The 14,783-nt window shown below is 69.7% G+C and carries 10 protein-coding genes and 2 pseudogenes; 4 read left to right on the top strand and 8 right to left on the bottom strand.

Going from position 1 to position 14,783, the window contains the following annotated elements; translation table 11 throughout:
* Positions 1-14 precede the first annotated feature (14 nt).
* Positions 15-161 (top strand): annotated as a pseudogene (locus ACR68M_RS35205) (IS5/IS1182 family transposase); the annotation flags it as partial.
* A 910-nt stretch (positions 162-1,071) separates the two neighbouring features.
* Here ACR68M_RS35205 and ACR68M_RS35200 read toward each other — a convergent pair.
* Positions 1,072-2,787, bottom strand: coding sequence for an IS1634 family transposase (locus tag ACR68M_RS35200; protein WP_441245129.1), 1,716 nt, complete (start codon positions 2,785-2,787; stop codon positions 1,072-1,074).
* A gap of 97 nt (positions 2,788-2,884) precedes the next feature.
* Here ACR68M_RS35200 and ACR68M_RS35195 point away from each other — a divergent pair, with 97 nt between their 5' ends.
* From ACR68M_RS35195 to ACR68M_RS35185, 3 genes are all read left to right on the top strand, one after another.
* Positions 2,885-3,304, top strand: coding sequence for a hypothetical protein (locus ACR68M_RS35195; RefSeq protein WP_441248234.1), 420 nt, complete (start codon positions 2,885-2,887; stop codon positions 3,302-3,304).
* 644 nt (positions 3,305-3,948) lie between these two features.
* The gene (locus tag ACR68M_RS35190; RefSeq protein ID WP_441248233.1) at positions 3,949-5,106 is read left to right on the top strand and encodes an IS701 family transposase; all 1,158 of its coding nucleotides are present in this window, start codon (positions 3,949-3,951) and stop codon (positions 5,104-5,106) included.
* Positions 5,107-5,356: 250 nt separating this feature from the next.
* The gene (locus ACR68M_RS35185; protein WP_441248232.1) at positions 5,357-6,514 is read left to right on the top strand and encodes an IS701 family transposase; all 1,158 of its coding nucleotides are present in this window, start codon (positions 5,357-5,359) and stop codon (positions 6,512-6,514) included.
* A gap of 216 nt (positions 6,515-6,730) precedes the next feature.
* On the opposite strand, the pseudogene ACR68M_RS35180 reads toward ACR68M_RS35185, so the two are convergent.
* From ACR68M_RS35180 to ACR68M_RS35150, 7 genes and pseudogenes are all read right to left on the bottom strand, one after another.
* Positions 6,731-7,728 (bottom strand): annotated as a pseudogene (locus ACR68M_RS35180) (IS5 family transposase).
* Positions 7,729-7,893: 165 nt separating this feature from the next.
* The gene (locus tag ACR68M_RS35175; protein ID WP_441248231.1) at positions 7,894-8,949 is read right to left on the bottom strand and encodes a hypothetical protein; all 1,056 of its coding nucleotides are present in this window, start codon (positions 8,947-8,949) and stop codon (positions 7,894-7,896) included.
* Entirely contained in the window at positions 8,937-11,048 is a 2,112-nt protein-coding gene (locus ACR68M_RS35170; protein ID WP_441248230.1) for a prolyl oligopeptidase family serine peptidase, read from the bottom strand. Before ACR68M_RS35170 ends, ACR68M_RS35175 begins: the two co-directional genes overlap by 13 nt.
* Positions 11,045-11,824 (bottom strand): ABC transporter permease, encoded by a 780-nt coding sequence (locus tag ACR68M_RS35165; protein WP_441248229.1) that lies wholly within the window; start codon positions 11,822-11,824, stop codon positions 11,045-11,047. The genes ACR68M_RS35170 and ACR68M_RS35165 overlap by 4 nt, the downstream gene beginning before the upstream one ends.
* Positions 11,821-12,606 (bottom strand): ABC transporter permease, encoded by a 786-nt coding sequence (locus ACR68M_RS35160; protein WP_441248228.1) that lies wholly within the window; start codon positions 12,604-12,606, stop codon positions 11,821-11,823. The genes ACR68M_RS35165 and ACR68M_RS35160 overlap by 4 nt, the downstream gene beginning before the upstream one ends.
* The gene (locus tag ACR68M_RS35155; RefSeq protein ID WP_441248227.1) at positions 12,603-13,571 is read right to left on the bottom strand and encodes an ABC transporter ATP-binding protein; all 969 of its coding nucleotides are present in this window, start codon (positions 13,569-13,571) and stop codon (positions 12,603-12,605) included. The genes ACR68M_RS35160 and ACR68M_RS35155 overlap by 4 nt, the downstream gene beginning before the upstream one ends.
* Positions 13,558-14,589, bottom strand: coding sequence for a nucleotidyltransferase domain-containing protein (locus ACR68M_RS35150; protein WP_441248226.1), 1,032 nt, complete (start codon positions 14,587-14,589; stop codon positions 13,558-13,560). Before ACR68M_RS35150 ends, ACR68M_RS35155 begins: the two co-directional genes overlap by 14 nt.
* Positions 14,590-14,783: the final 194 nt, after the last annotated feature.

Below are 14,783 nucleotides of genomic sequence, written 5' to 3'. Positions count from 1 at the left end.
GGGATGATCTCGCCATGGCTGGTGTGATCACGGCGTCGGAGCCGTCCTGGATAGCCCCGTTCACCGGGATGAGCCCGCGTGACTTCCGGAAACTGCTGACGGTGCTGCGCCGGGAGGGCGCCGACACAGTACGTCCGGGCCGGCCCCTATGGGATTGTCCAGAGGTATATGAACATGCGTGGATGGAACGGGAGCGGGACGATGAAATGATCTACCGCGCACTCGAATACCAGCTGACCTGCAGCAAGTGCGGTCATGACGTGACGGGCTCGCGGGGCCAGCAGATCGTGTACGAGAAGTTCGGCTGGTTCGACGAATGGCAGTGTGAGAACTGCGGTCTGGTCAGTGACGACTACGGCGACGGGCCCGGGCCAGAGGACGTCAGGCAAGGACTGCTGGCGACGTTCGGAGGATTCCGGGCCCGGCTCGTGGAAGGCCGGGACGGGACCGTCGCGGCGGCCCGCCACCTGCGGGAGATCCTCGACTACAGCCCGGCCGAGGCGATCGGCAGGCTGAAGGCGGCGGAGGCCGGGGAACCCCTCGGAACCGCCGTCGAAGTCGAGGGCCTCGTGCAGGCACTTCGCCGGGACGGATACGCCTACGAGACGGTCGCCGCCGGATCGGAGGACTGAGTAACCGGATCCGCCGCGCGGCGGGGAGCACACCGCTCCCCGCCGCGCGGCGCATGTGCTTGTGGCGCTCCGGTCACACGCACCAGCCGTCCCGTGGTGACGGTCTGTCACGGCATGGAAAAGGTGCCCCGTGAACTGCGATGATCCGGCTTGTCGACTTGGATCTTGAGCAGGTGGGGGCACCTTTCACGTGCACGACAACGAGTGGAGCCGGGGCTTGGCCATGTCGGCAGACGGGCGAGGCCAGGTCGGACATGTCGGCAGGGTGCACCTGCGGCTGTTGGCGGAGCCGGACTGGACCCCCGTCGAACGCGTTGCCCACCACGCCCGGGTTCGACATAATTCGGCAGCCTGGAGTGGCGAATCCGGGGTCTGACCTGGGCGGACATGCTTGTAACCGCCTGGAGGGCGTTTCTCTAGGCGGTCACGTTTCTGCTGGTCAGCGGGTTGCGGGCTGAAGCGCGACGACCTGCTTGGGGACGGGGATCTGCAGCTTCGCGAGCAGGTCTCGCTGGGGCTTCGTCAGGGCGGTGACCTGCTGGAAGGTTCCGGCAGGGCCGGCGAAGGTGCCCAGGTGGAGGCGGTCGAGCTCGCGTCGGATGTGCGGCCAGGTGTCGCCGGTGGTGGTCTCGGTGATCCGGATCAACAGGAGTGCGAGCCAGCACAGGATGACGTGGGCTCGGATGCGTTCTTCGAGGCGGTGGTAGACGGGCCGCAGGTCGATGATCTGCTTCATGTCGCGCCAGCCGCGCTCGACTTCCAGCAGCTGCTTGTAGCCGAGCGCGATGTCCTCGGCGGTCAGGTGGGGGTCCGAGCAGCGCAGGAGGTACTTCCCGTCGAGGTTCTCCTCGGCCTTGGTCTTCGCCTGGTCGATGCGGAGCTTGCCGGCCGGGGTGGCACGCAGGTAGCGGTTCAGGCCGGGCTTGTCGGCGATCCTCCCGCGCAGTTCACCCCGCTTGAAGTCGCTGAGCTTGTCGGTGCCGGCGATCAAGTCGCCTAGTTGGGCGACGAGTTGTTCACGCATGTGCCGGTCACGCTCGGCCGCTTCGGGGTTGTGGCAGATCACGAACCGGTCGGTGTCGGATATCCGCACTTCCTTGACGCGCATGTTCTCGCCGACGTCCTGGTAGCGGCCCTGCCGGGACAGCGCGGCCTGCACCTCGGGGCTCCCGGAACGGAGCTTCTCGCCGATGATGTAGGCGTGGTCGCCCTTGCGCAGGTAGCGGCGGTTCTCGGCCGAGGAGAAGCCGCGGTCGGCCACCCACACGATCTTGGAGAGGGTCCAGTCCCGCATCTCGTCCTTGACCTGCCGGATCAGTGCCTGGTCGGAGGCGTTGCCCGGCCAGCACCAGCAGCGCACGGGGATGCCGTCCCTGGTGACGGCCATGCCGATCACGATCTGCGGCAGGTCGTCGCGGGAGTCCTTCGACTTGCCGTAGGTGCGGAACCCGACCGGCTTCGCGTCGTCGTCTGCCTGGCCGTCGCCCTCCAGCCTGCGGCCGGTGTTGTCGCGGGCGACCGGTTCGTCAGGCTCCTCGAGCTCGAAGTAGGTGCTGGTGGTGTCGAAGAACAGCAGGTCCACCTCCAGGTTCAGCAGGTTCGCGACCTCGTCGAACACCTGCTTCTCCAGGTCGTCCTTCACCTCGTGCAGCCAGTCCATCGCCCGGTAGCAGGCCTGTTCGCCGGCCTCAGCCAGGCCGTCGATGTGCACGTCGTTCGTGACCCACTCCGCCGCCGCGAGCTTGGAGGACGGGGCCAGCGCGCGGTTGGCGACCAGGGCGAACAGCACCCGCTCGGTCGCGGTCATGTCCCGGCGCCGGCCCCGCTTGGGCTGCCCGACCCGGGCCACAATCTGGTCGATCCTCAGTCGGCGCCACAGGTGGTCGAGCACGTAGGCGCCGCCGAACGGCACCGAGGAGATGAACTCCAGGTCCGACGCGGCAGTCGCGGCCAGGGCGTCCCCCGGTTCCAGCAGCCTCGATAGAGACGCGACCAGGCGCTTGACCGCGTCGCGGTCCAGGTCGTCCTCGCGGCCGAAGGTGAACAGCACCTTCGGCACCGCCCGCCCCTTCGCCGGATCCCACTCGTTGTGGGCGAGGTGCAGGTACCGGACCGTCCCGGACTTGTTCTCTCGCTTCGTCGTCTTCACGTACACGACTCCAGACGATAGGTCGAAGCCACAGGCCAGCGCAGGCGAATCATAAAAATCGCGTCTCTAGGCACTCTTGGGCTTCAGGGCCCACCGCAGCCCGATGACCTGCGTGTTCAACCCGGCAGGACCTCTAGAAACCACGAATTACGTCGAACCCGGGTACTATGACGACCTGCGCGGCGTGACCTGGCTCCACGCCGAACCTCGCTTCGACAACCCGGTGTGGATCGCCTTCTCCGTCCGGACACCCCCGGACACCGACCCCGACCCCGCTGGCCGGCTCACCCACCACTTCACCGCGCTGCGGCTGGCGGATCGCTACATGGCCCACGCTGCCGTGGAGCTTCGCGGTCAGGAGACGCTTCTGCGGACTCTGCGTACAACCGCCGGCCCACAGCAGCTCCGCGACCACCTCAGCCAGCAAGCCGACACCCGCGCCTCCGCCAACCCCAACTCCTGGCAAAGCGCCATGTACCGGTCGCTCGCCGACAGCGATCGATTCTGCGAACAGGCCATCTGAACGATCGGGAAGCCAGCCAGCCGGAGGACGTGGAAACGGACCCCGCCGCGGCCGCCGCCCGAGCATAGCGACGGCCTGCGGGCCGCGCCGCCGACGCTGCCAGGGACAGCTGCTCACCGCGCCATGGACCCGGCCTGCGCACCCTCGAGGAGCACCGGGCTCAGACCGCGAAGGCCGCCGCCCGGGGTCGTGCCGCGCACCCGGCGACACCAGATGGCCGACGGGAACATCTGCGTGGGTGCTCGGGGCCGGCGGGGTGATGTACGCCGCGCCGCAGGTGGTCTGGCACTGCGTCACGGTGCACGGGTACTCTCCCGATCCACCACCTGCGAGTCGCGGAAGAGGGCGTAAAGGGCCAAGTACGGCGGCTCGCCGGTTCGCTGTGGCACGGGAAGTCTGACTCTGTTCATGAACGTCAGCAGATGTTCAGCAGTTTCGACAGCAGCATGTCCTGGAGTTGTTCGAATCAGTGCGGGCTGCGGGTGCAGCCGAAGTCAGCAGCGGCGAGCCGATGGCACGCAGTCGCCAGTCAGAGTGCACTCTGCCGGCGCCCCGTGAGTCCGGCCAGTACTGGACTCGGTCGCGCCCTAGTACTGCAACGGTGCTTGCCGTGACGGTTGTCGGGTTCGCTCGTTGGGCTGTTCATGGGTGGGGACATATCCGAGGTCGATGCTCGCCGCTGGTCGGATGGGCTTGCCGGGTTGCATGAGCGGTTTGCGCACCGGTTCGCGCGGAGCGAGTCGCGGGAGTCGGCGTTGGCCTACATGCGAGGCCTGTTGGCTCCGCTGGAGCGCAAGAACGGCTGGACGGTGGCAGAGGAGGCCGGGCATGGCGGCCCGGATCGGATCCAACGGCTGCTGAACCGTATCGACTGGGACCCGGACGCGGTGCTCGACGACGTGCGTGAGTACGTGGTCGAGCACCTGGCCGACCCGGGCGGTGTGCTGATCGTGGACGACACCGGGTTCCTGAAGAAGGGCGTGCGGTCCGCCGGGGTCCAAAGGCAGTACTCCGGCACCGCGGGCCGCACCGAGAACTGCCAGGTCGGAGTGTTCCTCGCGTACTCGAGCGGGCGGGGCCGGACCCTGATCGACCGGGCGCTCTACCTACCGAAGTCCTGGACCGACGACCGCGAGCGCTGCCGAACCGCCGGGATCGACGACGGCGTCGAGTTCGCCACCGAAGTTCAGCTTGCGAGGGCGATGGTCCGCCGGGCGATCGACGACCGGATCCCGTTCCGCTGGGTGACCGCGGACGCGGGATACGGTTACAGCAAGGGCTGGCGCTACGAGCTCGAGCAGGCCGACGTGTTCCACGTCGTGGCCACCACCCGGCACGACACCGTCGTCACCCGGCAGGCCATGGACCACCGCCTCCACGACCTGGTCGCCGATCTACCCCGGCAGAAGTGGAAGCGCCGGTCCTGCGGCGAGGGCGCCCATGGTCTGCGGATCTACGACTGGGCCCGCGTCGAGGTCCGACCGTGGCACCGGCCCGACCGCAGGCACTGGGTTCTGGCCCGCCGGAGCGCCGCCGACCCGACGAAGGTCGCCTACTACATCGCCTACGCGCCCGCCGACGCCACGCTCAACGAGTTGATCGCCGTCGCCGGCGCCCGCTGGGCGGTCGAGGAGTGCTTCCAGAGTGCGAAGGGTCAGTGCGGTCTGGACGACTACCAGGTCCGCCGTCATTCGGGCTGGTACCGGCACATCACTCTCGCCATGGCCGCCCATGCCTACCTCACCCTCGTGCGGGGCCAGCACCTTGAAAAGGGGCCGGACCTGCTCGAACGTCAGACCTGATCCCGCTGACCGTCCCCGAGATCCGCCGACTGATCACCGGCCTCACGCGGCCTGTCCGCCGAAGCATCGACCACGTCCTGCACTGGTCCCGATGGCGCCGCAGACGCCAGCACCAGGCCCGGACCAGCCACTACAAGCGACGAGGCCACAGCCCAAGAGCTGAAGCCTCGTCAGGACAAGCACCGTTGCAGTACTAGTACTGCAACGGTGCTTGCCGTGACGGTTGTCGGGTTCGCTCGTTGGGCTGTTCATGGGTGGGGACATATCCGAGGTCGATGCTCGCCGCTGGTCGGATGGGCTTGCCGGGTTGCATGAGCGGTTTGCGCACCGGTTCGCGCGGAGCGAGTCGCGGGAGTCGGCGTTGGCCTACATGCGAGGCCTGTTGGCTCCGCTGGAGCGCAAGAACGGCTGGACGGTGGCAGAGGAGGCCGGGCATGGCGGCCCGGATCGGATCCAACGGCTGCTGAACCGTATCGACTGGGACCCGGACGCGGTGCTCGACGACGTGCGTGAGTACGTGGTCGAGCACCTGGCCGACCCGGGCGGTGTGCTGATCGTGGACGACACCGGGTTCCTGAAGAAGGGCGTGCGGTCCGCCGGGGTCCAAAGGCAGTACTCCGGCACCGCGGGCCGCACCGAGAACTGCCAGGTCGGAGTGTTCCTCGCGTACTCGAGCGGGCGGGGCCGGACCTTGATCGACCGGGCGCTCTACCTACCGAAGTCCTGGACCGACGACCGCGAGCGCTGCCGAACCGCCGGGATCGACGACGGCGTCGAGTTCGCCACCGAAGTTCAGCTTGCGAGGGCGATGGTCCGCCGGGCGATCGACGACCGGATCCCGTTCCGCTGGGTGACCGCGGACGCGGGATACGGTTACAGCAAGGGCTGGCGCTACGAGCTCGAGCAGGCCGACGTGTTCCACGTCGTGGCCACCACCCGGCACGACACCGTCGTCACCCGGCAGGCCATGGACCACCGCCTCCACGACCTGGTCGCCGATCTACCCCGGCAGAAGTGGAAGCGCCGGTCCTGCGGCGAGGGCGCCCATGGTCTGCGGATCTACGACTGGGCCCGCGTCGAGGTCCGACCGTGGCACCGGCCCGACCGCAGGCACTGGGTTCTGGCCCGCCGGAGCGCCGCCGACCCGACGAAGGTCGCCTACTACATCGCCTACGCGCCCGCCGACGCCACGCTCAACGAGTTGATCGCCGTCGCCGGCGCCCGCTGGGCGGTCGAGGAGTGCTTCCAGAGTGCGAAGGGTCAGTGCGGTCTGGACGACTACCAGGTCCGCCGTCATTCGGGCTGGTACCGGCACATCACTCTCGCCATGGCCGCCCATGCCTACCTCACCGTCATGCGGGCCCAGCACCTTGAAAAGGGGCCGGACCTGCTCGAACGTCAGACCTGATCCCGCTGACCGTCCCCGAGATCCGCCGACTGATCACCGGCCTCACGCGGCCTGTCCGCCGAAGCATCGACCACGTCCTGCACTGGTCCCGATGGCGCCGCAGACGCCAGCACCAGGCCCGGACCAGCCACTACAAGCGACGAGGCCACAGCCCAAGAGCTGAAGCCTCGTCAGGACAAGCACCGTTGCAGTACTAGAGCCTGTTCCAGGTTCGGATCATGTTGGGGGTCGGAGGCTGCGGAGCCAGATCACGGCGCCGCGTAGGTGGAGTCCGGCGAGGTAGCTGGTGGGGGTCTTGTCGTAGCGAGTGGCCAGGCCCCGCCACTCCTTGATCTTGTTGATGCAGCGTTCGACGGTGTTGCGGTCTTTGTACAGGTCCGGATCGTGGCCGACCGGGCGGCCTCCGCGTGAGCCCTTCTTCTTGCGGTGGGCGGCCTGGTCGACCTCCTCCGGGATGACACTGCGGATGCGGCGTCTGCGCAGGTAGGCGCGGTTCGCGCGGGAGGAGTACGCCTTGTCGCCGGCGACCGCGTCGGGCCGGGTGCGCGGTCGGCCGACCGGTCCGCGCACCCTGACGCCCTCCAGCACCTGGATGAAGCGGGGACTGTCGGCGGCCTGTCCCGGGGTGACGACGAAGGACAAGGGCCGGCACCGGCGTTCGGCCGCGAGGTGGGTCTTGGTGGTCAGTCCGCCGCGGGAACGGCCCAGTTCGGCCGCGCGGAGCCGGGCCTTGCGCCGCCGCCTCACCCGTCGGCGTTCCTCGCGCGCCGCCTGCTCCTCGCCCTCGGCCGCCGGGGCTATCGGGGCGCTTTGCCCCTTTTGAGGAGCCCCTTTTCCTCGGCGACGGCCTTCTCCAGCTCGTCCAGCAGCTCGGGATCGACGGCCATCCCGGCCGCGTGGTGGTGAGCGCGCGAGACGGTGGAGTCCACGCTGACCAGGCTCAGATCGACCTGCCCGCGGGCCGCGGCCTCGGCGATCATGCCGTCCATCAACGTCCGGAAGGTCCCGGCCACCGCCCAACGCTGGAACGCGCCGTAGACGGTCGACCAGGAACCGTACTCCTCGGGTATGTCACGCCAGGGACACCCGGCCCTGAACCGCCACATCGCACCGTTGAACTGCCGTCGCAGGTCAGGGACCGGACCACGCTCGCCCACCGGCAAGAACGGCTCGACCAACTCCCACTCGGCATCCGAGACATCACCACGCGCCACCCTCGACAACTACCAGCCCCAGGCCATCCCGCACCGGAGAACCGAGAAACCGGTGATCCGAACCTGAAACAGGCCCAAGGAGTCACGCCGCGGGGGCCGGTAGCTACCTGCTGGTCCGCCGCGTCGAGGTGCCGCTCGTCTTGTCGAGCGGCACCTGCCACCCGACTACTTACCGCCCACTTCCCGCACGGCGAAGGCGATGAAGGCCACGCACGCACCCAACGACCTGGTGTCGACCACACGGCCTGCGGGAGACTGCCCCCAGCCGCCGAAACTCACGAAGAACGCCTCGCGCTCCACTCCGGACGTCGGGTTGGTCACCATGCCCCAGTCGTCGCCCCTGCTGTGGTAGGCGCCCGAGACGCGCACGTCGATCCCGGTGGCGACGGCTGCCGGGATGATGTCGTCGCGCAGGGCGGCGAAAAGCTTCGGGGGCACGGTGTAGCCCATCCCGTCCGCCGAGTGCGGGACCACTAGGACGCCGGGCTGGGGTCCGTCCAGGCGCTCCCGCTCCAGCCCGTCCTGGAAGATCCCGTCGACGAAGACGACGGTCGCGTCCGGGCGCAGCTTTCCGAGGATCTGCGGAAAGGTTCGGCTGAAGTACCCGTCGGGGCGGTTCTGCTCGCCGTCCGAGAACACAAGGGCGACCGGGGTCGCCGCGTTGTCGATGCGGGCCGCCGCGTACAGGGCGATGACGGCGCCGAGGCGGTCGTCGATGGCCTTCGCCGACAGCAGGTGATCGCTGACGCCGATCTGCTGGGTGTAGACGGCGCGATCACCGAGCCGGATGTCGCCCGCGTACGCGCAGCTCAGCCCGCCGGACGAGGTCTGCAACGGTGCGGAGCCCAGAGCGCGCACCTCGCCGTCCCGGATTCCCAGGAAGCTCACACGGAGGGGCTCGGCGTCACCGTCGTGTGCGGCGACGTCGAAGCGGTGGCAGGCGGACAGGGTGACCACCGAGTCGTGCACACCCGTCACGCTGAACGACGCCTCGTCCAGGTGCGCTGAGAGGACGAACCCAGCCGCCGGGAGATCTCCGACGACGATGTTCCCTGCCTCGATGACCGGAGCCGGCAGGCCGAGCCGCGCACAGGTCCGCGCGACGGTGTCCAGGAGCACACTCGGGGCGAACTGCTGTGGCACATCGTGCTTCAGGAACTCCAGCAGGGTCTCCAGCATGCCGGCCTCGGTCGTGCTCTCCACCTCGGTCATGCGTTCCATGTGGCGGGATCCTGTTCTGGTTTGTTGTCCGGTCCGACGAGGCACTCGGCGAGGAAGGCGAGGCGATCGGTGATCCACGGGATGAGCTGGTCATGCGGGATCACTCCGTGCCCTGCCCCGCTCTGTTCGCGTAGCAGGACGGGTGCCCGGTCCGGCGTGCCCGTGGTCGCTTCCTGCAGGGCCGCGCACAGCTTGCGGGCGTGAGCGGGGGGCACGCGTCGATCTGCCGTCCCGGCCATCAGCAGGAACGCCGGATAGCGAACTCCGGGGCTGACCTGGTGATAGGGCGAGTAGGAGTGGAGTGCCGTGAAGTCGAGCTGTCGCGTGGGATCGCCGTATTCCGTCTCCCAGGCGCGGCCGTCACCCAGGTCCCGGTAGCGCAGCATGTCCGTCACCGGGTGGACCGGGACGCAGGCACGGAACAGGTCGGGTCGGCGTACGGCTGCCGCCGCAGCCAGCAGCCCGCCGTTGGAGGCCCCGAACAGCGCGAGCTGGTCCCGGGTGGTGCGCCTCGAGGCGATCAGGTGCTCGGCGGCGGCGATGACGTCCTCGACGGAGCGGGGCTTGTTGGTGCCGCGCCCGGCAGCGTGCCAGGACGCACCGTTCTCGCCGCCGCCCCGGACGTGGGCGATGGCGTGGGCTCCCCCGGCGAGCAGCCAGGCGGTCGTCTCCGGCCTGAACGTCCGCTCGGCGGAGATGCCGAAGCCACCGTAGACACTGAGGATGGTGGGCAGCGGTCCCTTCGGACTCTCGCTGGTCCTGATGACGCTGACGCAGATCTCGGTGCCATCGGCTGAGATGCAGGTGGTCCGTTCGGCGACGACGAGGCTCGCCAGTCCCGTCATGTCGGAGCTGAACCACACGTGGCGGGTGAGTCCGGTCGGGTCGGCGGCGTCGATCTCCAGGATCGTGGGGGGCTGGGCCGGTTCGGCGTAGGCCACCCACAGGCGTCCGCCCCCGGCCTCGGCCGCGCCGGTCATGGCGGAGACCGAGCCGTTGCCCGGCAGCGGGACGATCCGCTCGGCGCCGGATCGCGTGCACACAAGGCTGACTTCGGCGGCTCCGTTGCGCGAACGGCAGACGGCTACCACGCCGTCCAGCGGGACGAAGCTGCGTACGGTCGCCGTGTCGTCCCCCGGGCACAGCTCGCGCCAGGCCGCGGGGGCGGGATCGGCGGGATCGAGGGCACAGATCCGGCCTCGGGCGGACCCGAGCTGGGTGAGGACGAACGCCTCGTTGCCCGGACCGAAGCGCACCGCGCTGGCCACCTGGCCCGGCGGCACCAGGACACGGAAGGCCGCGGCCGGCTGCCCGTCCGCACCGAGCGGCGCGATCAGCAGGGCGTTGCGGACGTCGGCTCCGTAGCGGACCGCGAGCAGCAGCCGCGTCCCGTCCGGGGAGATGGCGGGCACGGCGAAGACCGGCCGGTCAGCGCTCTCCGGTCGCCAGACGGCAGCATGACGACCCGTCTGGAAGTCCAGGAAGTGCAGGCCCTGCGCCTGGTCGTCCGCGCCCGCCCGCGGGTAGTAGAGCCCGGTCGGCGGCTGGTCGGCGCGGCCGCCCCAGGCGATCGAGGGGGCGCGCAGGTCGTCGGCGACGACCGCGACGACCTGCCGCGTGCGGACGTCCAGGATGCGCAGACTCCCGTGGTCCTGCCCCTCGTCGCAGACCTGGAACGCCAGGAGTGAGCCGTCCGGCGAGGGGATCCAGCCCGTCAGGCGGGCCGTCCGGTTGACGCCCCAGTCGGCAGGGTCGACGAGGCTCGTCACCGCGCCGGCGTCCTGCACGTACAGCAGCTCCGGGCCTGTGCCGGTCTCCCGGGCGGTGTAGAAGAGCCGTTCACCGCGCACGGTGGGCACGCTGCGGTGACCCAGGTCGTACAGCCGAGTGAGCACGGACTCGAACTCCGCGCGGCCGCGCGCCTTGTCAAGCCAGTCGCGTGAGAGGCCCTGCTGGGCCGCGAGCCAGGACTGCGTGGCGGCGCTGTCCTCCTCCAGCGGACGGTAGGCGTCGGGCACCTCGGTTCCGTGCCAGGTGTCGACCTGGTCCGTGCGCGGCGCCGAAGGGTACGGCGGCGGGTTGTGCGGCGGCGTGGTCAAGAGATCTCCAGGGAGCCGTGCGCCTTAGCGCTGCGTTCGAAGACCCGGATCAGCACTGCGGCTATCACCAAGTAGCCTGCAGCCAGCAGGAGTTGACCCGCCAGCAGCAGACCGCCACCGGCCTGGCCGTCGAGGCTACGGCGGGCCGCCTCGATGCTCAGCGTCATCGGCATCAGCGTGGCCAGCGCCTGCAGGGGCGCGGGGAACTCGCTCACCGGGACGTTGGCACCGCTGAGCAGCAGGCAGAGCGAGAGCACCAGACCGGCCACGAAGTTGACGTCACGCGCCCGCAGGCCGACGGCTCCGATCAGCAGTCCGAACGCGGTGGCCGAGGCGCAGGCGCAGAGCAACGCGGCGATCAGCAGCGGAAGGCGGCCCGGCTCGATCTCCGACCCGGCGACCAGCCAGCCGACCAGCAGCGTGGTCACGCCGGTGCACAGCCCGATGCAGAAGGCAGGCACCGCCCGGCTGGCGAAGAGCAGCAGCCGGTTCACCGGTGAGGCCAGGACCACCACCAGGGTGTTGTTGCGCCGTTCGACGGCCACCGAGACGGCCATGGTGAACAGCCCGCCTACCGAACAGCTGTAGAGCGAGTTGCCCACCACGTAGAACGCCGCGCTGCGGGTCCCCGCGTAGTGGCCGAGCTGGAGGTAGAAGAGCAGCTCGACCACCGGCTGGACGAGCACCATCGGGATGAACACGGCGGGGGTCAGGACCCGGAAGCCGCCGCGGTAGGCCAGCCATCCGCTGACGAGGAAGAAGCGCAGACGATTCATGCCAGGGCCAGCTTTGCTTTCCCGCGGGCCCGGTTCACCAGCGCGTTGAGAAGGACGACCGCCAGGGCGACGTAGCACACGGACAGGGCCGCGCACATGAGCAGCGGCCCGGACACCGAGCCACCGCCGAGCGCCGCGGCCCGGATGGCCCGGATCCCCCACATGGGCGCCAGCACGTACGACAGCGGTCGCAGCACCTGCGGCAGCGCGGACACCGGGACCAGCACGCCGCTGAGCAGGGCGATCGGGAACTCGACCGCATTGGAGAGCGCGGTGGCCGCTGGGTAGAGCACGAAGGCCGCGGAGACCAGCAGGCCGAGCAGCCCCAGGGTCAGGACGGTGACCAGCACGGAGACCGCGAAGAGGGCGGGGTTGCTGATGCTCATCGGCACTCCGAAGAACAGGACACCCCAACCGAAGGTCGCCAGCAGGGAATAGAGGCCCATGCAGGCCGATGCGACGGTGACCGGCAGCAGCACCAGGATCAGCGGTGTCGGGGAGGCGACCAGCCCCTCCAGCGTGCCCATCCAGCGGTGCCGGGTGATCGCGGCCCCGGAGCCGAACAGGGTGGCCGCCCACATGCCCAGCAGGCCGGCGCCCAGCGCGACGGAGACCGGCGCCTGCCTGCCCGGCACGTCGTGGAACATCAGCAGCGCGATGGTCGCGAAGACGACGGGCTGGACGACGGCCGTCAGCAGGTAGAGCCGGCCGGACGACAACTCCTTGAGGTGCAGCCACCAGGCCCGCACGACGAACCGGGTGGCCGCCCTGGGCCCGATCACGGCGCACCGACTTCGGGTGTCCGGGACACCAGGCGCACATAGGCGTCCTCCAGCGTCGCCCCGCTCACCGCGATGCGTCCCACGGCCAGACCGGCGAGCTGTTCGAGCGCCGCGGCGGTGACGTCGCGGTCCTTCTCCGCCTGGATGTAGACGGTCTGGCTGCCCTGCTGCTCGACGAGGGTGACCACGTCCACCCCGGGCAGGGCCCGGATCGCGGTGAGGTGGGTCTCCTCGGCGCCGTAGACCTCGATCGCCGTGGTCGTGCGCCCGTCCATGACCGAACTCAGGTCCTGGGCGGTGCCCTCGTAGATCTTCCGGCCGTGGTTGATCACCGCGATGCGGTCGCAGAGCGCTTCGGCTTCCTGCATGTAGTGCGTCGTCAGCAGGACGGTGCGGCCGCCGTCGGTGAGGCCCCGCACCAGCTGGCGCAGGTCGCGGCCGGCGACCGGGTCCAGCCCGTTGCTGGGCTCGTCCATGATGACGAGCTTCGGGGCGTGCAGGAGTCCGCGGGCGATGTGCAGCCGCTGGCGCATGCCCCGGGAGAAGGACTCGACCCGGTCGCCGGCGCGGTCGGTGAGGCGCACCAGCTCCAGCAACTCGGGGATGCGCCGGCGCTGGAGGCGATGGTCGAGGCCGTAGAGGTCGGCGAAGTAGCGCAGGTTGTCCTGGGCCGACAGGCGCTCGTAGAGTCCGCGGTCTCCGCCGAGGATGACGCCGATCTCACGGCTGACCCGTTGCCGGTCCGCCACCACGTCCAGGCCGGAGATCCGGACGCTGCCGGACGTCGGGAGCAGGACCGTCATGAGGATCTTGATCGTGGTGGTCTTGCCCGCGCCGTTGGGTCCGAGCAGTCCGAAGAGCTCTCCGCGCTCGACCGACAGCGACAGGCCGTCGACCGCTCGCCGGGGCTTGCCCCGTCCGGCGCGGAACTCCCGTACCAGGTCGGCGATCTCAACGACGGACATGGGCGCCGTCCTCCGGGAGCAGGACGTTCGATTCCAGCAGTCGGGTGTAGTAGGCATCGATGTCCGGCTCGCCCACCCCGAGGAGTGCGCCCGCCAGAGCAACGGCCTCGGCCCGCGGACGGCCGTGTGCCACTCCCCACAGGAGGGCGCCCTGCGGGCTGACCCGGACGGCCCGGCTGTCGGAGCGGTTCAACATCACCGGACCGGTGGTCAGGGTCGGCGCCACCTGCGGATTGCGGCGCGCCAGCGCCGGGTCGGCGTCTAGCACGATGTCGTAGCGGTGGCCGGTCATCGCCTGCACCAGGAAGTCCTGGGCCAGCCAGAACGTCAGGTCGACGCCGGTGGCCGGGTCGTGCAGGGCTGCCCGCACTTGCTCCCCGAGCTCGGTCCCGATCGTGCGGTCCCAGCGGGTCCAGACCCACTTGGGCCCGAGGTAGGCGTCCCCGCGGGAGGCGAGCAGGGCCTCGGTGGCGGAGAGCAGCGCCTTGCGTGCGCTGAACTGGGCGGAGGAGAGGTCGCCGACCTGGACGGCGCCGTAGCCGTCCTCGACCGCGTTCGCGCTCAGTACGGCCAGGCGCGCGATGACGAGCTTGGCGATGTCGGGTTCTGCCGCGTGGACTCGGGCGAGCAGCCGGGCCAGCGTCCCGTCGTCGGCGACGATCTCGCCGAGCGCGAACCGGATCAGCTGGTCGAGCGTGTGGTACTGCGCGAACCGGAGTTGGGAGGTGTCCGCCGCGGTGACCGAGAAGCGATCGCAGCGGGCCACCAGATCGGCGAGCTGCGCCGGGTCCACGAACTCGACGTCGACCCTGAGTTCACCGACGAATATCTGCTCCGTGGGCACCGGGTCGGCCGTGACCACGAACAGGTCGACATCGGAGGCCGGCGTACCGAGCCCGGCCAACGGAGCGCCACCCAGGAACGCGGGGGCATCCGGCCAGCGGCTCAGGACCTCGGCAGCGGCGGACCGGGCCTTGGCCAGCTGCGCGGGGTCCCGCGGGGGAAAATGCGTCGGCATACTATCGCTTTCGTTCTCTCACGAATGCAGGCAGATGGGCAGTGCGGGGCAGCTCAGAGCTGCCCCGCACTGCGCGAACCGGCGAGCTGTCACTTCTCACCGCCCGGCGGACCGGGGACGGCTCGAAGGATCAGCAGGCGGATTCTCAGATCTCGTTCGCGCCGGAACCCGACTCGAGAACGATCAGCTCGTCA

The sequence above is a fragment of the Kitasatospora sp. McL0602 genome (assembly GCF_052076145.1).
Taxonomy (GTDB): Bacteria; Actinomycetota; Actinomycetes; order Streptomycetales; family Streptomycetaceae; genus Kitasatospora.
This window is presented reverse-complemented; position numbering and strand designations above follow the sequence as displayed.